This window comes from Methylobacterium sp. AC433, from assembly GCF_979253015.1.
This window is the reverse complement of sequence record NZ_CEEDBN010000003.1, coordinates 279,863-298,028: the sequence shown is the minus strand read 5'-3', so window position 1 is coordinate 298,028 and position 18,166 is coordinate 279,863. Positions and strand designations below refer to the sequence as shown.

General features: G+C 70.6%; 15 protein-coding genes. 7 read left to right on the top strand and 8 right to left on the bottom strand.

Translation table 11 applies throughout. The features are described 5' to 3' along the window. The first annotated feature begins 234 nt into the window (after positions 1-234). The 4 genes from AC0IWM_RS07360 (at position 235) to AC0IWM_RS07345 (ending at position 3,888) form a co-directional block, all read left to right on the top strand. Positions 235-501: a ferredoxin gene (locus AC0IWM_RS07360; protein ID WP_471753870.1), complete on the top strand. Its 267-nt coding sequence runs from the start codon at positions 235-237 to the stop codon at positions 499-501. Further along, a complete protein-coding gene (locus AC0IWM_RS07355) occupies positions 498-1,790 on the top strand; it encodes an NAD(P)/FAD-dependent oxidoreductase (protein WP_471753868.1) in 1,293 nt (430 codons plus the stop codon). Before AC0IWM_RS07360 ends, AC0IWM_RS07355 begins: the two co-directional genes overlap by 4 nt. Continuing rightward, positions 1,787-3,031, top strand: coding sequence for a cytochrome P450 (locus AC0IWM_RS07350; RefSeq protein ID WP_471753866.1), 1,245 nt, complete (start codon positions 1,787-1,789; stop codon positions 3,029-3,031). The genes AC0IWM_RS07355 and AC0IWM_RS07350 overlap by 4 nt, the downstream gene beginning before the upstream one ends. A gap of 260 nt (positions 3,032-3,291) precedes the next feature. Next, entirely contained in the window at positions 3,292-3,888 is a 597-nt protein-coding gene (locus tag AC0IWM_RS07345; RefSeq protein ID WP_471753864.1) for an AprI/Inh family metalloprotease inhibitor, read from the top strand. A 61-nt stretch (positions 3,889-3,949) separates the two neighbouring features. On the opposite strand, the gene AC0IWM_RS07340 is transcribed toward AC0IWM_RS07345, so the two are convergent. Next, positions 3,950-5,731, bottom strand: a complete 1,782-nt coding sequence (locus AC0IWM_RS07340) for an outer membrane beta-barrel protein (RefSeq protein WP_471753862.1) — start codon at positions 5,729-5,731, stop codon at positions 3,950-3,952. A gap of 209 nt (positions 5,732-5,940) precedes the next feature. Here AC0IWM_RS07340 and AC0IWM_RS07335 point away from each other — a divergent pair, with 209 nt between their 5' ends. After that, on the top strand, positions 5,941-6,969 hold the full coding sequence (locus AC0IWM_RS07335; protein WP_471753860.1) for a KpsF/GutQ family sugar-phosphate isomerase: 1,029 nt from the start codon (positions 5,941-5,943) through the stop codon (positions 6,967-6,969). 4 nt (positions 6,970-6,973) lie between these two features. Here the strand turns inward: AC0IWM_RS07335 and AC0IWM_RS07330 are convergent, their stop codons facing one another. Continuing rightward, positions 6,974-8,104 carry a glycosyltransferase family 61 protein gene (locus tag AC0IWM_RS07330; protein ID WP_471753858.1) on the bottom strand — a complete coding sequence of 377 codons (1,131 nt, stop codon included), beginning with the start codon at positions 8,102-8,104 and terminating at the stop codon, positions 6,974-6,976. Between the two features lie 131 nt (positions 8,105-8,235). Between AC0IWM_RS07330 and mutL the strand changes: the two genes are divergently transcribed. After that, the gene (gene mutL, locus AC0IWM_RS07325) at positions 8,236-10,137 is read left to right on the top strand and encodes a DNA mismatch repair endonuclease MutL (RefSeq protein ID WP_471753856.1); all 1,902 of its coding nucleotides are present in this window, start codon (positions 8,236-8,238) and stop codon (positions 10,135-10,137) included. Positions 10,138-10,180: 43 nt separating this feature from the next. Here mutL and AC0IWM_RS07320 read toward each other — a convergent pair whose 3' ends face one another. The 4 genes from AC0IWM_RS07320 to AC0IWM_RS07305 form a co-directional block, all read right to left on the bottom strand. Beyond that, positions 10,181-11,293, bottom strand: a complete 1,113-nt coding sequence (locus AC0IWM_RS07320) for a spore photoproduct lyase family protein (RefSeq protein WP_471753854.1) — start codon at positions 11,291-11,293, stop codon at positions 10,181-10,183. Positions 11,294-11,383: 90 nt separating this feature from the next. Then, on the bottom strand, positions 11,384-11,941 hold the full coding sequence (gene rsmD / locus AC0IWM_RS07315; RefSeq protein ID WP_471753852.1) for a 16S rRNA (guanine(966)-N(2))-methyltransferase RsmD: 558 nt from the start codon (positions 11,939-11,941) through the stop codon (positions 11,384-11,386). Beyond that, positions 11,938-13,929, bottom strand: a complete 1,992-nt coding sequence (locus tag AC0IWM_RS07310) for a pseudouridine synthase (RefSeq protein ID WP_471754127.1) — start codon at positions 13,927-13,929, stop codon at positions 11,938-11,940. The genes rsmD and AC0IWM_RS07310 overlap by 4 nt, the downstream gene beginning before the upstream one ends. Positions 13,930-15,100: 1,171 nt before the next feature. Continuing rightward, positions 15,101-15,304 (bottom strand): CsbD family protein, encoded by a 204-nt coding sequence (locus AC0IWM_RS07305; protein WP_056474959.1) that lies wholly within the window; start codon positions 15,302-15,304, stop codon positions 15,101-15,103. A 361-nt stretch (positions 15,305-15,665) separates the two neighbouring features. Here AC0IWM_RS07305 and AC0IWM_RS07300 point away from each other — a divergent pair, with 361 nt between their 5' ends. Beyond that, complete coding sequence (locus AC0IWM_RS07300) at positions 15,666-16,133, top strand: nucleoside deaminase (protein ID WP_471753850.1); 468 nt, start codon at positions 15,666-15,668, stop codon at positions 16,131-16,133. Positions 16,134-16,137: 4 nt separating this feature from the next. Here the strand turns inward: AC0IWM_RS07300 and AC0IWM_RS07295 are convergent, their stop codons facing one another. Continuing rightward, positions 16,138-16,458, bottom strand: coding sequence for a hypothetical protein (locus AC0IWM_RS07295; protein ID WP_471753848.1), 321 nt, complete (start codon positions 16,456-16,458; stop codon positions 16,138-16,140). Between the two features lie 96 nt (positions 16,459-16,554). Then, entirely contained in the window at positions 16,555-18,045 is a 1,491-nt protein-coding gene (locus AC0IWM_RS07290) for an MFS transporter (protein ID WP_471753846.1), read from the bottom strand. Between the last annotated feature and the right edge of the window lie 121 nt (positions 18,046-18,166).

The window sequence follows — 18,166 nt, the reverse complement described above, 5'->3', positions numbered from 1 at the left end:
ACCTCGTCCAAACACGTTATAATGTTTCATGTGGCAGATGTTATATTATGACAAGAGCGGATCGGCGGGTGGGTGGGCTTCGCCGTGGGGTGTGGCCTGCACACATCACCGGCGCGGCCCCGGCCTTTCCCCGGTCGCACCACCGGTCGGGAGGAAGGTCCGCGCCCTCGGCCGCGTCCCGACACCGCGCCGCCCGCCGCGGAACCGGCGACCGCCCGGGCTCATTGCGCAAGCATGTCCGATCTTCCCCATCACGACCGGCCGAGCGCCGATGCCCGGCGCGCCGCCGGCGGCCTGCGGGTCACCGTCGACCTGAACCTGTGCCAGGCCTACGCCCAGTGCTGCTACGCGGCCCCCGACCACTTCATCCTGAAGGGGCGCGAGGCGCTGCACTACGACCCGGCGCCCTCGGCCGCCGCCCGCGACGAGGTCGAGCGCGCCCGCATCGCCTGCCCGGTCCAGGCCATCCGCGTCGAGGATCCCGGGGCCGCGCCCCGATGAGCGATGCCGAGACGCGCATCGTGGTGGTCGGGGCCTCGCTCGCCGGCCTGCGCGGCGCCGAGAGCCTGCGGCAGGCGGGCTTCGGAGGTCCCCTGACGATCATCGGGGCCGAGCCGCACAGGCCCTACGACCGGCCGCCGCTCTCGAAGGCGGTGCTCACCGGCGCGGTGCCGGCCGATGCCACGGCCCTGCCGAACCTCGTGACCCTCGATGCCGACTGGCGCTTCGGCGATCCGGCGACGGCCCTGGACCGAAGCCGGCGGATCGTGACCCTCGCCAGCGGCGAGGCGGTGCCCTACGACCGGCTCCTGATCGCCACCGGGGCCTCCGCCCGCACATGGCCGGAGGCTTCGCAGGCCGGCCTGTCGGGGGTGCACACCCTGCGCGGGCGCGACGATGCCGAGGCGCTGCGGCGCGCCCTCGCGGCGCGCCCGGGCCAGGTCGTGATCATCGGCGGCGGCTTCATCGGCTGCGAGGTCGCCGCCGCCTGCCGGGCGCTCGACCTCTCCGTCACCCTGGTCGAGACCGGCCCGACCCTGCTTGCGAAGGTGCTCGGGCGGCATCTCGGCTCCGTGGTCGAGGCCCTGCACGCGAGCCTCGGCAGCACCATCCGCAGCGGCGTGAAGGTCGCGGCCCTGGAGGATGACGGCACCGGCCGCGTCGTGCGGGTGCGGCTCGCCGACGGCACCACGCTTCCCGCCGACGTCGTGGTGGTGGCCCTCGGCGCCGTGCGCAACACCGGCTGGCTCGCCGGCTCCGGCCTCGCCTTCGACGCGGGCGGCCTCGATTGCGACGCGCAGGGCCACGTCCTCGACGAGTCGGAACGGCCAGACACCCGGATCGCGGCGGCCGGCGACGTCGCGCGGTTTCCGCACCCGCTCTATCCCGGCCACCGTATCGCCCTGGAGCATTGGGGCCACGCCGTCGCGCAGGGGCAGCATGCCGGGCGGCTGCTCGCCGGCCTCGCGCCCGAGCCCTACGCCGTGGTGCCGGCCTTCTGGTCGAGCCAGGGCGGCATCACCATCAAGTCGGTGGGCCTGACCGACGGCGCCGACGGCGTCGTCATCGCCCGAGGCAGCCTCGAGGAGGGCCGGTTCCTGGCGGTCTACGGCCGGGAAGGGCGCTGCATCGCCGCCGTGGCCTTCGACTGCGGCCGCTGGCTTCCGACCTATGCCGAGCGCGTCGCGGCGGGGGCGCCGTTCCCCCCGGAGCCCGGCGGCGTCGATGCCGGCCCCTTCGCCGTGCTGCCGCCGGCCTTTCCCGAACCGGCCGACAAGGAGAAGGCATGACCGATCCCACCCTGTTCGCGCAGATCAAGGACGAGGCCGCCCGGCCGGACCCGTACCCGCTCTTCGCCCGCCTGCGGGAATGCCCGGTCTCGCGCCAGGAGGACGGCACCTACGTGGCCGCCTCCCACGCGGCGATCGCGAGCCTGCTGCACGATCCGCGGGTGAGTTCGGAGACCCTGCCCCCCGCCGACCGGCCCAGGACGGGCAACCCCTTCAAAGACTGGCTGGTGAAGCCGGTGCGCGACCACATCACCGACACCCACCGGCCCTTCATCTTCCGCGATCCGCCCGACCACGATTGCCTGCGCGCGGCGGTGATGCAGCAATTCACCCCGGAGCGGGTCCAGGCCCTGCGGGCGCGCTCGCACATCCTCGTCGACGAGATCCTCGACAAGCTCGGCGACGCCCAATCCATCGATGTCGTGGACGACCTCGCCTACCCGCTCCCCGTGACGGTGATCTGCGAACTCCTGGGGATTCCGCCGGCGGACGAAGCGCAGTTCCATGGCTGGGCGACGCAGCTCGCCACCGCCCTGGAGCCCGACACCCTGCAGGACGACGACCTGCGCGCCGAGAACAGCCGCACCTTCGATGCCATCTCCGCCTACATGCAGTGCCTGATCGCGGAGAAGCGGAAGGATCCCCAGGACGACATGCTCTCCGGCCTGGCGACGCAGGGCGTCGACGGCCGCTCGCGGATGAGCGACTTCGACCTCATCGCCACCGCCATCCTGCTGCTGGTGGCCGGGCACGAGACCACGGTGAATCTCATCACCAACGGCATGCTGACCCTGCTGCGCCACCCGGAGGAACTGCGCCGCCTGCGCGAGGACCCGAGCCGGGCGCCCCGCGTGGTGGAGGAGCTGCTGCGCTACGAGCCCCCCGTCCAGTTCCGCACGCGGAAGACCCTGTGCCCGATCACGCAGGACGGGGTGACCATCCCGGAGGGCGCGCCCCTGGTGCTGCTGCTGGCCTCCGGCAACCGCGACCCGGAGGTCTATGCCGAACCCGACCGCTTCGACCCCGACCGCACCGACAACCGCCACCTCGGCTTCGGCGGCAGCCTGCATTACTGCGTCGGCGCCCCCCTGGCGCGCTTCGAGGTCGAGGCCGCCCTGGTGGCCCTCGCGCGCCGCCTGAAGAACCCGCGCCTGGCCGCCGACCCGCCGCCCTATCGCCCGGGCTCGGCCCTGCGCGGGCCGAAGCACCTGCGGCTGGCCATCGACGGGATCGCACCGTAGGGGCGGCGCGGATCGGCGGCCCGGAAGGCCGGGCCTACCGGGATCGTCGTGCGGCTCCTGCCGGCTTCCGCTCGGCCCTTTCAGCCGCGGCCCGGCGCCGTGAGACACGAACGCCACACCGGCCGGCAAATCTCCGGCCATCCCGACAAATCCCGCACAGGCTGCAGACGGTGCCTTGCCGCCAGCGCAATTGCCGGTGACGCAGGCCCGAACCGGGGCCGCAGGCTCCGATCCCGCTCCTGCTTCGGAACCTGTCATCGATGCCGCGTTCGCTCCTGTCGACAGCCGCAATCCTCGCGCTCGCCGCCGGCCTCGGTGCCTGCGCCTCCCAGCGCCTCGAGGGACCGACGCGCGGCCGACTCGCCCCGGGTCCCCAGGCGGCCCTGGAGCCCGTCGTGCCGGCGATGCCGTCCGGCCCGGTCACCTCGGAGCCGCTGGCCCCGCCGCCGGGCGCCAGCGCCATCCCGGCCGACCTGCCGCCTCCGGTCGGCGCCAACGTCGCCGTCGCCCCCTCGACCCCGGTGATCGCGCCGGATCCGGCGCCCGTCGCACCGCCCCCGCCGCCGGTGGTGGCCAGCGGCCGGTCCTCGGTGGTCGGCACCTGGAATGCCAAGGACGCCACCGGTGCGAGCTGCAAGGTCTCCCTGTCGAGCGCCCCCGCCCTCGACCTCTACAAGGCCAGCGCCTCGGGCTGCCCCAACAAGGACCTCTCCAAGGTCACCGCCTGGGATTACCGCGACGGCGAGGTCTACCTCTACCAGCCCGGCGGCACCGTCGCGGCCCGCCTGCGCCAGGGTGGCGGGGCGCTCGACGGCGCGTTGTCGAAATCCGGCGCGTCGCTGGCGATGGTGCGCTGAAAACCGCGCGACCTCGACACGACCTGCCTGGTATACGGCGACCGCCCCGGGGGCCTGCGCGTCACGGATTGATGCGCAGGCCGAGCAGGAACGTGTTCGCGTGGAAGCTCGAAGCCGCCGAGGTACTGTCGAGGCGCTGGTAGATGTAGCTCCCGCGCATCGCCAGCCAGCGATTGAAGCGATAGTCGATCCGCGCAGTCGCCGAGAAACCGCGCTCGCTGATGTTCACCCGGTCGTAGTCGTTCGACAGGTAGCTGATCCCACCGGTCAGCGAGAGATTGCGCAGGAGGTCGTGCTGGACTTCCAGCGTCGCGGTCTGTGTCAGGACACCGCTCGAACCCGGGACCGACGTCTCGACGACACCGGTCGCGGCATTGAGCCGAACGGTGGTCAGCGGGCTCGCCGTCCAGATCAGCGCCGCGTTGATCACCGGGGCCGTCAGGTCGCGCAGAGCCGGGTCGACGTAACTGCGATGCTGAAGACCGGCGGAGATTTCGCCGCTGATGAAGCGGGTCAACGCAAAGGTCGCGCCGCCCGAGAACGTAATGCCGTCCGAGTCACGCCGGATTCCCGTCGAATCGACCCGCAGATCGTAGACGCGCGTATCGGCGAGGACGTCGATGAAGGGCGTGATGACGGGCGAGATCTCGTAACCGGCCCGCAATTGCAGGCCGTACTGGTTCAGGTTGCGGTCGCTCTGGCGTAGGATGGTGCCGTCGGAGAGCTGCGCATCCTCGAACTCCGAGCGGTCGAGCAGGCCCCGCAGCGACACCTGGACCCGGTTGAACCGCTCGGTCACGCCGACCGTCGTCCCGTAACTCGCGATCAGCGGCCGGGTCGCCGTCGCGGCCGCGAGGTCCGGCGTGCCAGTGCGTTGTGTTTCCAGGAGAAATCGCCCCTCGACCTCGATCCGCGTGTCGCGGTTGGCGTCGATCCGCAGCCGCGTCACGCCGGATCCGTTCGGGCGGCTGGCCCCCTGATTGTCCGGGTAGTCGCTGTAGCCGCCGCGAAGGTCGCCGGTGAGTTCGCTCGACGACCAATCGCTACGGAAGCTCAATTCGCCGTCGGTCCGCAGCGCCAACGAGGGCTTGGCGAGCCGGTTGGTGATCTGGTCGGGGTTCGTGTCGTAGCCGATGCTCTGCTGGATCGCGGGCAGGATCGTGAAGGTCCCCACTTTGATACCCAGCGGCGCGTAAGCTTCGTCGATGGTGATCGGTCGGCGCAGCGCCGTCGACAGGAAGAATCCCGGCGTCTGCACGCCGGCGAGCGGCAGGATCGTCGGCAACGGCACGCCGCTCACCGCGCTGCGCACCACCGGCGTCAGGCGCAGATCATAGGGCGGCACCTGCGTGATCGACCGCACCGGCCGCACCGTGGCATTCCCGAAGCGCCGCGGCGGCATCGCCCGAAGGCGCAGGATATTGGTCAGGCCGCGATTGTTGGCGCCGCTGGTCCCACCGGAAACGAGGGCGCTGCCCGAGCGGCTGCCAGCCAGGGCGCGCGTCGCCAGCCCGCCGCCTCCCGTGGTCTCACCGCCCGTTGTGCTGCCGTTGCTGTTGAGGACGCCGCTGCCCGAAACGTTGCTGCCGCGCAGACTCGGACCCAGAGGCAGAACATCGCCGACGCCAGCTGTTCCGGAAGCAGCATCCGGTGCGCCCGACGGCAGGGCCTGAGCCGTCGCCGCCGAGGGCGAGAGCGTGAGGGCAGCGATCAGGGCGAAGCCACCAAGGCTCCGGATGCTTCCCCCTGCGATCGGCCCTGCGCGTGTCACGGATCGTTGTCTTTCCGCTGACTTCGCGCCGGATCCGGCGCATCGAGACCTGAACCGTCGGCGGAGACGCATGACGGACGACGCCCAAACGTCCTTCGTGGAGGACCCCCCGGCGTCATGATTAACAGGCCTACAACCGACACGGTTAATGGGGCGTCAACGGTCAGAGAGTGGCTATCGGCGGCTGCACGGAGTCGCCATCCGACCACAATCGCTGTTCATAGCCAGTCGGCATTGGCGGCTCACGGGCGCGCGGACTCACGAGAAGGACACGGGCCGGTATGGCTCCCACAGACAGTGCCCAGGCCTTGCGCCCCGCCCCGACGCTCAACGAGACGGCGCTCTCGCCCGCGGTCGCCTCCGCGCTGCGGACCATCGAGACCGAACGCGACGGGCTCGCCTGCCTCATGGAGGCCATCGACAACGGTCTCGGGGCGGCGTTCACGGAGGCGGTGTCACACATTGCCCGCGCCAAGGGGCGCGCCATCCTCACCGGTATGGGAAAGTCCGGTCATATCGGGCGCAAGATCGCGGCGACGCTCGCCTCGACCGGCACGCCGGCCCTCTATGTTCATCCCGCCGAGGCCAGTCACGGCGATCTCGGCATGATCCAGCCCGAGGACGTGGTCGTGGCGTTGTCATGGTCCGGAGAGACCACCGAACTCGCCGACATCATCGGTTACGCCAGGCGCTACCGGGTCGGGCTCGTCGCGATCACCTCCAACAAGTCCTCGACTCTCGGGCGCGAGGCCGACATCTGCCTGACCTTGCCGAAGGCACGCGAAGCCTGTCCGAATGGCCTGGCCCCGACAACCTCCACGGCGATGCAGCTTGCCCTCGGAGACGCCCTGGCGATCGCCCTTCTCGAAGCCCGCGGCTTCTCGGCCCGAGAATTCAGCATCTACCATCCGGGGGGCCGGCTCGGAGCGTCGCTGCGCCAGGTGCGTGAAGTCATGCATACCGGAGCGCAACTGCCAGTCGTCCCACGCGGCACGCCGATGCGCGCGGCGATCGCCGAGATCGATGCCAAGGGGTTCGGCTCGGTGGTCATCGTGGAATCCGATGGGCGCCTCGCCGGAATCCTCACCGACGGCGATCTGCGTCGCAACGTTTTCCGCAGCGATCTCGACGGCCTCGCCGTGGAGGCGCTGATGAGCGGCAAGCCTCGGACGGTGACTCCCGAGACATTGCTGGCCAAAGCCCTGGAGATCCAGGAATCGATGAAAATCACCGCGCTGATCGTCGTCGAGAACGACCGGCCCGTCGGTCTCGTGCACTACCACGATCTGCTTCGCTCGGGCGTCGCCTGAGCGATCAGGTCCGGCGATCGAGCCAGCGCTGGACAGGCTTCCAGCCCGGAATCCACTTGGCACGCCACCGGGCCGCATCCTCCGCCGCATCACGGGCATCAAGGGTGTCGAAGCCCCGAACGCGCTCCAGCATCTCGGCGGCGACCGCCTCGGGGTCGGGAATCGACCAGCCGAAGTGGAAGCCTGGCTCATCCCCGATCGTGCTCCTGGGAACGAAGTAGTAGCGCGCCCGTGTGCCGTTCAGCGCATCCAGCAGCAGGAAGTTGGCGTTGACCGGCGGCGTCCAGTTCAGCGCCAGGATGCGCCGGTTTGGGGCCGCGAAGACGGCCGTGTGAAAGGCCGAGCCCGCTGTTCCGAGCACCATCCGCCGCTCGGAGAGAAGCCGAACCAGTTCGGGAAAGCGCAGAGCTTCCGGAAAGACGATGTCGACGCCATGCCGCGACAGGGCCTCACACAGCGCATCTTCGTTACGCAGCCGCGAAATGCCCGATCCCAGCCGAGCCTTCGACAAGTAGACCGGCCGGGCTTCGCGATCGACAGTGGCCGGATCGTAGAATGCCTCGCCAGTGAAGCGCGTGAGCAGCCCGTACGTCGCGTAGGTGAAGTCCTGCTCCTTCACGGATGGCTCCGGCAGCAGGAGTTCGGGAATTCGCGTCACGTTCTGATAGGTGACGAGGTCTTCGACACTCAGATCGAAGCGAGCCAAGATGTCGGCCAGGAATGGAAGAGCGGCCCATTGCGCGTGCAGCACATCCAAGGGGCCTTCCGCATAGCACAGGAGGCGCGGCCTCGGTCCCGTCCAGCTGAGCAGCGGCCAGAGGCGCGCGAAGGTGCCGAGGAGGAAGTGGCCGTAATGCGTGATCAGCGGACCGATGAAGAGGGTGGGGCGATCATCGGCCTGATCCACCACGTCCGTCAGCATCGGGTCGGCGCCGAACTCGATGATCGTCCCGGCGGCATCGCACAACGCCCAGCTCCCGTCGGGGCTCGCCGGTTGATAAATGGCGTTCGTCACCGTGCGCAGGCCTGGGAGGGCGTCGCGGTGCTCGGTGCGTCCCCAGACCGTGCGGCACCGCTGTAGCTTGGGTCTCACGCGCAGGTTGAATCCTTGGACCATGATGCTCGAAGTCGCCATGCGGAAGTCCACGTCGCGTGAGCGGTCCGACGGCGTGGGAGCGGCCAGCAACGCGAACGGACCGCGGTATACATGATCGGCCTTCGCGTTGCCTTTCGGCCGGATCTAGGCGCAGCTATAGTTTCCTCCGCATGTCCACGCCACCTCGCCCCGTCCGACGCCTCGATCCGATCCTCGTCGACCGCATCGCAGCGGGCGAGGTCGTGGAGCGGCCCGCCTCGGCGGTCAAGGAACTCGTGGAGAACGCAATCGATGCGGGCGCGAGAAGCGTCGAGGTCTCGATCGAAGGCGGTGGGCGACGTCTGATCCGTGTGGTCGATGACGGTGCCGGCATGAGCGGAGCCGACCTAGCGCTTGCGGTCGAACGACACGCAACCTCGAAGTTGCCGGGTGGCGATCTGACCTGCATCGAGACGCTGGGTTTTCGCGGTGAGGCGCTGCCTTCGATCGGTGCCGTTGCGCGCCTGACGCTGACCAGTCGCACGGTAGACGCGGATATGGGCGTCACACTCACGGTGGACGCCGGCGTCAAGGGCGAGGTACGGCCGGCGCCGAGTGCGAAGGGCACCCGCATCGAAGTCTGTGATCTTTTCGCTGCGACCCCGGCACGATTAAAGTTTTTGAAGTCGGATCGGGCCGAGACGGCGGCGATCAGCGATATGCTGCGTCGCCTTGCGGTGGCGCAGCCGCAGGTCCGCTTTGCGCTTCGCACCGAGAACGGGACGCCGCTGGTCTTCCTAGCCGAAGCCGACACCGGACCCGCTGCTACCTTGCGGCGCCTCACTGGAGTATTCGGTCCCGATTTCGGAGCGAATGCGCTTGCCCTCGATATGGCCCGTGAGGGCTTCGCCCTATCCGGACATATCGGCCTACCGAGCTATCATCGCGGCGCTGCCAATCAGATCCACTTCACCGTGAATGGTCGCCCCGTCCGTGATCGCCTTCTGCTCGGGGCGGTGCGCGGCGCCTATGCCGACACGATGAGCTCCGACCGCCACCCCGTCCTTGCGCTGGCGATCCAGTGCGACCCGTCCCTGGTGGATGTGAACGTGCACCCTGCCAAGACGGAGGTGCGCTTCCGTGATCCTGGTCTGGTCCGGAGCCTGGTCGTCAGCGCGATTCACGAGACCCTGCGCCAAGCCGGCCTACGCGGTTCCACCACCGGCGCTGCCCGGACCCTTGATGTGCTGCGGACAACCGATCTCGCATTACACTCTGGTGCGAGCGCCTACCGAAGTCCGATGCCGAGCCTGCCGCGGTCGTTCGCGTCCGTCGCAGCGCCGAGTCAGTATCGGCAGGCGATCCCGCGCCCTCCGGTATGGAGCGGGATGGCAGAGCCTTCTCAGGCACGATTCGACGATGAGCTGGTGGTTCCATCGGCGGATCCTGGCCCGACCCTCGACCCGCTGGAAGCCGATGGATATCCGCTCGGTGCGGCCCGGGCGCAGTTGCACGAGACCTACATCGTTGCCCAGACCGCCGACGGGCTCGTGCTGGTCGATCAGCATGCGGCTCACGAGCGGCTGGTCTACGAACGTCTGAAGCGGGAACGATCGCGGGGCGGCATCGCTCGCCAGGGCCTGCTGATCCCCGACGTCGTCGAGATGGCGCCGGGCGATGCCGAGCGGCTCGTGGCCGCCGCGCCCGATCTCGATCGGCTCGGGCTTACGCTGGAGGCGTTCGGCACCGGCGCGGTCCTCGTGCGTGAGGTTCCTGCCGCACTCGCCACGGCCTCGATCCGAAGCCTCGTGATCGACATTCTCGATGCGCTGAACGAGAGCGGGCTGGAGGACGAAAGTCCGGACGGTACGGACGAGGGCGGAGGACCCCTTGGCCGGCGTCTGGACGCGATCCTGTCACGGATGAGCTGCCATGGCTCGATCCGGGCGGGACGGCGCCTGCGCCCGGAAGAGATGAACGCACTGCTGCGCGAGATGGAGACGACACCGCTCGCCGGCACCTGCAACCATGGCCGTCCGACCTTCGTGGAGCTGAAGCTCCACGACATCGAGCGGCTGTTCGGGCGGCGCTAAGTTTTTCGACGGAGAGTCACCAAGATCGGACAGCGGTGATGCTTCAGGTCCAATAGAGAATCCGCGCAGCCGGCAGCACGTCGGCAAGCTCGTTCATGATCGAAAGGCGCATTGCCTGCATGAGATCGCGCGGAAAGACGTATTTGACCGAGCCGAACTTCGTCAGCTTCCGGCTGCGGTCGCTCTCCTGCATCGGCAGATCCGAGCCCGGATACCATCCCTCGAGCACTTCCTTCGAGCCCGGCGTGAACCGGTGGGTGATGAGTTCGACCGTGAGATCGAGGTCCCTCACACCGGACAGTGCCGTGGCAGCATCCCGGATCAAGCCGGCGTAGGCGTCCTGCCAGTCGGGGACCGGCAGGATCGGCGCGACGGTGAGCCCCACGGGATAGCCGGCCTCTGCGACGGAGCGGAGAGCCCCCAAACGGGCATCGAGGCTCGCCGTACCGCCCTCGTAGCAGGCGGCGGCGCGCGCGTTCACCGAGAACCGGATGCGGGTCCGGCCGCGATGGGCGAGGCCGAGCAGGGGCTGGACGGCGGCGAACTTCGTTGTGAAGCGCAGTTGCACCGGCGCGTCCCAGGCACCGAAATGGGTGATGGCGGCCGAGAGTGAGCCGGTGAGATGTTCGATGCCGAGGGGGTCGGTGTAGCAGGAGGCCTCGAAGGTGGTGCCTTCGTGGGCGCGATCGGTCTGGGCGGAGGTGATGGCACCTTGGCCGAGATAGGCCGTGAGGTTGCCCAGGATCGTGTCGAGGTTGGCGTAGGCCCGGGTGACCGGAGGTCCCGAGAGCGAGCCGGCGAGGTAGCAGTACTGGCAATGCGCGGGGCAGCCCTCGGCGAAATCGAAGCGCCAATCGGCGCTCGGAGGGATCGGCTGGAGCCTCAGCTTCGTCGGGGGCGCGACGACGACGGCGAGGGTCGCCTTGGCCTCGCGATAGGCGGCGCGCGGATCCGGATTTTTAAGTCCTGTCAGGCGGTTGGCTCGCAGGCGCTCGACCGGCAGGCCGAGCGCCTCGGCGCGGGCCACCATGGTCCGGCCGTGGGCGTATTCGAGGGCGGCGGGTGTGACGAGGACGCGGCGCGGGCGCCAGAGTCGGGCGGGGCGCGGATCGGGATCGATCGCGGCGGCGTCGGTTCGGGGTTCGGCGAGGGCCATCCCGGGTAAACGCGACGGCCGCCTCTGGGGGTCCGCGGCGCGCGCGCGGGTCGCGCCCGTATACCAAGAGGGTCGTGTCGAGGTCGTGCCTCAGGCGGCGTAGCGCGCGTAGGCGAGGGCCGTATCGCCGTAGACCCGACGCTCCAGCGCGGCGAAACCCGGCGGCAGGGCGACGTGCACGCCGACGGATTCCTCGATGACCGCGAGGGCGCCGGGGGCGAGCCAGCCGCCGGCCGCCGCGCTGGCCAGGGCCGCCGGTGCGAGGTCGCGATTGTAGGGCGGATCGCAGAACACCAGGGTGAACGTGCCGCTGGTCCCGGCCGGACCGAGCCGGGTGGCGTCGCGCCGGAACAGGCGGGTCGATCCTTCGGCGCCGAAGGATTCGATGTTCTCGCGAATCAGCGCCCGGGCCTCCGCCCCCTCGTCGACCAGGAGGGCATAGGTCGCCCCGCGGGACAGGGCCTCGAAGCTGAGGGCGCCGGTGCCGGCGAACAGGTCGAGGACCCGAGCCCCGGCGACGGCGTCGTCATAGGCGTGGGCGAGGACGTTGAAGATCGCCTCGCGCAACCGGTCCGAGGTGGGCCGGATCGCGTCCGTCTTCGGGGTGGCGAGGCGGCGACCGCGCTGATCGCCGCCGACGATCCTCACCGGCTGCCACCGCGGGGCGGACGGCCACCGCCGCCGGGCTTGCTGCCGCCGGGCTTGCCACCCCCGGACCCACCGCGGCTGAAACCGCCGGGCTTGCCGCCGAACCCACCGGGTTTGCCGCCGGCCTTGAAGCCGCCACCCGGCTTGCCGCCACCGGACCTGGCCGCGCCGCCCTTGAAGCCACTGCGCTCGCCGTCCTGGCGGGCAGCGCCGCCCTTGAAGCCACCGCGCTCGCCGTCCTGGCGGGCAGCGCCGCCCTTGAAGCCGCCGCGCTCGCCGTCCTGACGGGGGGCGCCGCCCTTGAAGCCGCCACGGTCGGCGCCGGGGCGGTCGTTGCCGCGGAAGCCGCTGGGCTTGTCGCCGCGGAAGCCGTCGCGAGCGGGAGCACCGCGCGAGGCCGGACGGGCACCGCGCTCGTCGCCGCCCTCCGAACGGTTGGCGTTGCCGCGGAAGGGACCGCGCGGACGGTCCTCGCCGCCGCGCGGCGGGCCGCGGTGCTCGGCGCCGTCCTGAGGCCTGAAGTTTCCGCGTGGGCGGTCGTCGTCCCGGCGCGGCGGCCGGCCTTCGCCGCCGAAGCCACGGGCCGGACGCTCGCCGGTGGAGCGGGCTCCGGGGGCGCGGTCGTCGGATTGCCGGAAGGGCCGGGCCTGGGTCTCGGCGCGGGGGAAGCGGCCCTCCCGAGGCGCGTCCTCGTCCCCGCGACGGCGCACGGCGCTGTCGCGGCGATGCGGCTCGGCGGAGTGCTCCTGCGGGCTCGACTTCAGGCGTTCCACCAGCACCCGGCGCTCGCCGGTGCTGATGGCGCCGACGCGCTCGCGGCCGCGGGCAGCGGCGGCCTCGCGTTCGGCCTTCGGGTCGGCGCCCCGGCGCGGGATCTTCACCCGGCGCGGCGCGTCCTCCGCGGCAGCCTCGTCCTCGGCGCGCCAGACGGAGCGGCGCGGCCCGGCGCTGTTGCCGCCGGTGGGAACCCGGGCGGGCTTGGCCGGGGCCATCGGACGACCGCCGCCACGCGGCGCCTCGTCGTCATAGGCGCGCGGCTCGCGGCGCTGGGCGGCGGAGGCGCTGCGGGCGGGCTGCTTCGCCTGCTGCTTCGGCGAGCCGAAGGGCGCGATCGGCTCGCGCACCGGGCTCTCGAAATCGACGCCGGCCTGCTCCGAGAGGGCCGGGCCGAGCTGTTCCTTGAGCACCTTGGTGCGGATCTCCTCGGTGAGACCCGCCTCGAGGTCGCCGAGCTGGAACGGCCCGAACGACAGCCGGATCAGCCGGTTCACCGCCAGCCCGAGATGCTCGAGGATGCGCTTGACCTCGCGGTTCTTGCCCTCGCGCAGGCCGAGCGTCAGCCAGAGGTTGTCGCCGGACGCCCGGTCGAGGGTCGCATCCACCGGGCCGTAATCCATACCGTCGATGGTGACGCCCCGGCGCAGCTTGTCGAGTTCGGCCTGCGTGGTGTCGCCGTGGGCGCGCACCCGGTAGCGGCGCAGCCAGCCGGTGTCGGGGTGGGCGATGACCTTGGCGAGGCCACCGTCGTTGGTGAGGAGCAGCAGTCCCTCGGTGTTGATGTCGAGGCGACCGATGGCGACGACCCGGGGCAGGTCCTCGGGCAGGTTGTCGAAGACGGTCTGGCGCCCTTCCGGGTCGCGCGCCGTGGTCACGAGGCCGCGGGGCTTGTGGTAGATCCAAAGGCGGGTGCGCTCGCGGGCCGGCAGCGGCTCGCCGTCCACGGTGATCCGGTCGTCCGGGGTGACGTTGATCGCCGGCGAGGCCAGGACCTTGCCGTTGAGGGTGACGCGGCCCTGCTCGATCATCGCCTCGGCGTCGCGGCGCGAGGCGATGCCCGCGCGGGCGATGGCCTTGGCGATGCGGTCGCCGTCGGGCGTGGCGTCGTCGCGGGCCGGGCCGCCGGAGGAGGCCGCCTCGGGCCGCGGCGCGGGAGCGGGCTTCGCCAGGGCCGTCTTGCGGCGCAGGGGCGCATCGCCCCCGCGGGGCATGGCCGCGTGGCGGACCTTGGGCTTCTCCTCCGCCGAGGGGCCGGGAATGCCGGCATCGGTCGCCGGAGCCCAGCGCTCCGCCGGGGCCGCCGGCTTCGACTCGGTGGATTTCGGCTCGAAGGATTTCGGTTCGGAGGATTTCGGCTCGGAGGATTTCGGCTCGGAGGCCTGGGACTTCTCGACCGCCTTGGCGCGCTTGGCTGCGGGCTTGGCTGCCGGCTCGGCAACGGACGGTTCCGTCGCGAGACCGGGCGCCGCGGGTGCCTTGGTTCCGCTTGCCTTGGCTCCACTTGCCTTGGCTCCATTTGCCTTGGCTCTGCTCGCCTTGACGTCGCCTGCCTCGGCTTCGAGCGCGGCCTCCGACGCCTTTCCGGCCGTCGCCTTCGCGGCCTTCCCCGTCTTGGGCTTGGGCTCGGACGCCTCCGTCACCGCAGGCGCGGTCTCGGCCGCCGTCTTCGGGGCCACGGCCTTGGCAGGCTTGGGCTTGGCAGGCTTGGGCTCGGCAGGCTTGGGATCGGCGGGCTTGGGATCGGCGGGCGCGACCGTCTCGACCTTCGCTTCCGCGGACTTGCCTGCGGTGGGCTTGCTTGCGGTAGACTTGCTTGCGGTAGACTTGCCCGCCGCAATCTTCGGCGTGGCCGCTTTCGGCGTCTTCGCCGTCACGGCTTCCGCCTTCGCCGCGTCGTCCTTGGTGACGGCCGGCTTCGCCGCTTTCGCGTTCGGCGCCTTCGCATCGGACGACTTGCCGGCCGAAGCTTTCGCTTCCGCCGCCGGCGCGCGCGAAGACTTGGCCTTACCGGTCCCGGTCTTTTCGACCTCCACCGTCACGGGCTCGGCCTTGGCAGCCTTGGCCGCCTTCGCGGGCTTGCCGGCCGGCGCCTCGACGGCCGATGCGGCCGGCGCGACGGCCTTGGTCTTCGCCGCAGAGGTCTTCGTCGAGGCCTTGGCCTTCGAACGGGAGGTCTTGGCAGGCGCGTCCACGGACCCGCCCATCGTATCGTCAGTCTTGTCGGTCATGCCTGCCCCATAACAGAGCGGACGCGCCGTTGCGAGTGATCCCGCGCTCATGGGCCGCGGGTTCGCCGCCTGCGGGGCGCAAACATGAAAAAAGGCGGCTCGCGCCGCCTTTCCCATTCCGTGTCGCCCGGAGCCGAGCGCCGGGCCGGAAAACTCAGAGCTTGCTCTTGACCGTGTCGGCGGCGTTCTTGACGCCGTCCTTGGCATCGCCGACGGTCTTCTGGGTCTCGCCCTTCAGCTCCTGGGCCTTGCCCTCGGCCTTGAGCTTGTCGTTGTCGGTCACGTTGCCGATGCCCTGCTTGACGTTGCCGACGGCCTCGTTGGCGAGACCCTTGATCTTGTCGGTGGTGCTGCTCATCGTGCGCTCCTCGTCTTCGGGTTGGCAGCCAGGCGACGTGTCAGCCGAGCCGCATTGCCCAGTCCAACGGCCACGCCCGGACGATGTTCCGCGCTTTAACATTCTCGTGAACCGGTTCGGCCTCACGCCTCGGCCCGCGGCGGATCGGGCGGCGCCCGCAGGGTTCATTTCTCTCCTTCGGACGTCCCGGGGCTCCGGCTTCGAGCGCGACGACCGTCCAGGCGGCCCGGGGCGGGTCCCCGGCTGACCCGTTCCCGGTTCGGTGAACCGGTCCCGCGGGTGCCGGATGCAGCGGGCGTGCCCCATTGCGGATCGTCGGCCTGACGGCCAAGGATCGGGCGCCGATCGCAGGACAGCGCCGATGCCCGATGCCGACCCTTCCGCCAGCGACCCGATGAGCCGCGCCTTCGCGGCGGCGCGCCTGGCAGCGGGGGAGGGCGAGGTGCCGGTGGGCGCGGCGGTAGTGAAGGACGGGGTCGTCGTCGCGGTCGCGCATAACCGTCCGCGGGCCCTGCGCGATCCGACCGCGCACGCGGAGGTCCTGGCGATCCGGGCCGCCTGCCAGGCCCTGGACGACGAGCGCCTGAGCGGATGCGACCTCTACGTCACCCTGGAGCCCTGCGCGATGTGCGCGGCCGCGATCGCGTTCGCGCGCATCCGTCGCCTCTACTTCGCGGCCTCGGATCCGAAGGGCGGGGCCGTGGAGAACGGTCCGCGCTTCTTCAACCAGCCGACCTGCCACCACAGCCCGGAGGTCTATGGCGGCCTTCGCGAGCGCGAGGCCGCCGATCTGCTGCGGGCCTTCTTCGCCGAGCGGCGGGTGACCTGAAGGCTCAGCTCCCGCCGCCGCCACCGCCGCCGGTATTGCCGATCGGCTTCTGGTTCTGCTCGGCATTGCCGGAGGCGCCGGAATTGTTCGAGACGCTGGAGGCGCCCGTCGCCCCGGGGGCGATGGTGCCGACCGATCCGGGGCCGCCATTGTCGACGCCGCCGGGCTTGACCACCGGCGCGCCGGCGACGCCCGGCGTCGTCATCCGCGGCGGACCGGGCTGCTTGATCTCGGCCGGGCTGTTGCCCTCGGCGAAGACCGCGGAGGTGCAGGCGAGGACGCCGCCCGACAGGACGAGCGCGAGCGTGGTGGGGATGATCCGCATGAGGTCCTTCCGGGGATGGGCGTGACACGATCGATCGGTGACCAACCCCGACCATCCCCGGTGGTTTCAAGCTTTGCCGGCGCCGAACCTCGTGTTTCAGGCCGCCGCGAGCGGTTTCGAGACGTCCTCCAGGGATTTGCCTTCGGCCGCGGTGCCGAAGAGGCCGCCGACCACCGCCGCCACCGCCATCAGGGTGGCGCCGACGAGGTAGCCGATCAGCACGTTGTCGCGGGACCCCGTCTCCACCAGGGCGCCGAACAGGAGCGGGCCGGAGACGCCGCCGATGCCGGTGCCCAGCGCGTAGAACACCGCGATGGCCAGCGCCCGGATCTCCAGGGGGAAGGTCTCCGCCACGGTGAGGTAGGCCGCGCTCGCGGCGGCGGAGGCGAAGAAGAACACCACCATCCAGGCCGCGGTCTGGCCCACCGGCCCGAACACGTCGATCTTGAACAGGTAGCCGGTGATCGCCAGCAGGATCGCCGAGATGCCGTAGGTGAAGGCGATCATCGGGCGCCGGCCGACCGTGTCGAACAGGCGCCCCAGCAGCAGCGGGCCGAGGAAGGAGCCCAGCGCGAAGGGCAGCAGGTACCAGCCGACATGGTCGCCCGGCACGTTGTAGAACCGCTGCAGCACCAGGGCGTAGGTGAAGAACAGGGCGTTGTAGAAGAACGCCTGCGCCACCATCAGGGCGAGGCCCACCATCGTCTGCTTGCGGTGCCCGACCAGCATGGTGCCGAACACCTCCTTGAGGGGCGTGTGGCTGCGGGTCCTGAGCTTCATGCGCTTGCTCTCGTCGATGGGCGGCAGCGTGTGGCCCTCGTCGGTGAAGCGCTTCTCGATGCCGGTGACGACGCGGTCGGCCTCGGCGACGTATCCGTGGGTGGCGAGCCAGCGCGGGCTCTCCGGAATCCAGGTCCGCAGCAGCAGGATGACGAGGCCGATGCCGCCGCCGACGAAGAAGGCGATGCGCCACCCCCAGGCCGGGTCGATCATCCCCGGGCGCAGCACCACGATGGACAGGAACGAGCCCATCGCGGCGCCGATCCAGAACGAGCCGTTGATGACGAGGTCGGTCCAGCCGCGCACGCGGGCGGGCACGAGCTCCTGGATCGTCGAGTTGATGGCGGTGTACTCGCCGCCGATGCCGGCCCCGGTGAGGAAGCGGAAGAGGCAGAAGCTGTAGATGTTCCAGGACAGGCCGGTGGCGGCGGTGGCGGCGAGGTAGAGCGCCAGGGTGATGAAGAAGAGCTTCTTGCGGCCGATGCGGTCGGTGAGCCAGCCGAAGCCCAGCGCCCCCGTGACGGCGCCGACGAGGTAGGAACTCGCCGCGAGCCCGATGTCGAACTCGGTGAAGCTCATGGGCTCGGCCCGCAGCGCTCCGACGAGGGAGCCCGCGAGGGTCACCTCGAGGCCGTCCAGCACCCAGGTGATGCCGAGCGCCACGATGACGAGGACGTGGAAGCGCCCCCAGGGCAGGCGGTCGAGCCGGGCGGAGATGTCCGTGTCGATCACGGTGCCCATCGGAACGCGCTCCGGCGTCGTCCCCGCGCTCGCGCTGCCTCGTTCCGCCACGGCCTTGGTTGCCATCGAATCCTCGTTAACCGTGCTCCGGGACAGTTGTTGGCAATCCGGGCCGAGGCCCGGCGGTTCCGCCAAGCTTGGCGCAAAGGTAAGTGATCTCGGCTGAACTCGGCGGGCTCGACCGGAC

Bases quoted from the DNA above. Each gene is read 5' to 3' on its own strand.
- AC0IWM_RS07360 (WP_471753870.1), top strand. From the start codon at position 235: ATGTCCGATCTTCCCCATCACGACCGGCCGAGCGCCGATGCCCGGCGC.
- AC0IWM_RS07355 (WP_471753868.1), top strand. From the start codon at position 498: ATGAGCGATGCCGAGACGCGCATCGTGGTGGTCGGGGCCTCGCTCGCC.
- AC0IWM_RS07350 (WP_471753866.1), top strand. From the start codon at position 1,787: ATGACCGATCCCACCCTGTTCGCGCAGATCAAGGACGAGGCCGCCCGG.
- AC0IWM_RS07345 (WP_471753864.1), top strand. From the start codon at position 3,292: ATGCCGCGTTCGCTCCTGTCGACAGCCGCAATCCTCGCGCTCGCCGCC.
- AC0IWM_RS07340 (WP_471753862.1), bottom strand. From the start codon at position 5,731: ATGCGTCTCCGCCGACGGTTCAGGTCTCGATGCGCCGGATCCGGCGCG.
- AC0IWM_RS07335 (WP_471753860.1), top strand. From the start codon at position 5,941: ATGGCTCCCACAGACAGTGCCCAGGCCTTGCGCCCCGCCCCGACGCTC.
- AC0IWM_RS07330 (WP_471753858.1), bottom strand. From the start codon at position 8,104: ATGGCGACTTCGAGCATCATGGTCCAAGGATTCAACCTGCGCGTGAGA.
- mutL (WP_471753856.1), top strand. From the start codon at position 8,236: ATGTCCACGCCACCTCGCCCCGTCCGACGCCTCGATCCGATCCTCGTC.
- AC0IWM_RS07320 (WP_471753854.1), bottom strand. From the start codon at position 11,293: ATGGCCCTCGCCGAACCCCGAACCGACGCCGCCGCGATCGATCCCGAT.
- AC0IWM_RS07310 (WP_471754127.1), bottom strand. From the start codon at position 13,929: ATGCCCCGCGGGGGCGATGCGCCCCTGCGCCGCAAGACGGCCCTGGCG.
- AC0IWM_RS07305 (WP_056474959.1), bottom strand. From the start codon at position 15,304: ATGAGCAGCACCACCGACAAGATCAAGGGTCTCGCCAACGAGGCCGTC.
- AC0IWM_RS07300 (WP_471753850.1), top strand. From the start codon at position 15,666: ATGCCCGATGCCGACCCTTCCGCCAGCGACCCGATGAGCCGCGCCTTC.
- AC0IWM_RS07295 (WP_471753848.1), bottom strand. From the start codon at position 16,458: ATGCGGATCATCCCCACCACGCTCGCGCTCGTCCTGTCGGGCGGCGTC.
- AC0IWM_RS07290 (WP_471753846.1), bottom strand. From the start codon at position 18,045: ATGGCAACCAAGGCCGTGGCGGAACGAGGCAGCGCGAGCGCGGGGACG.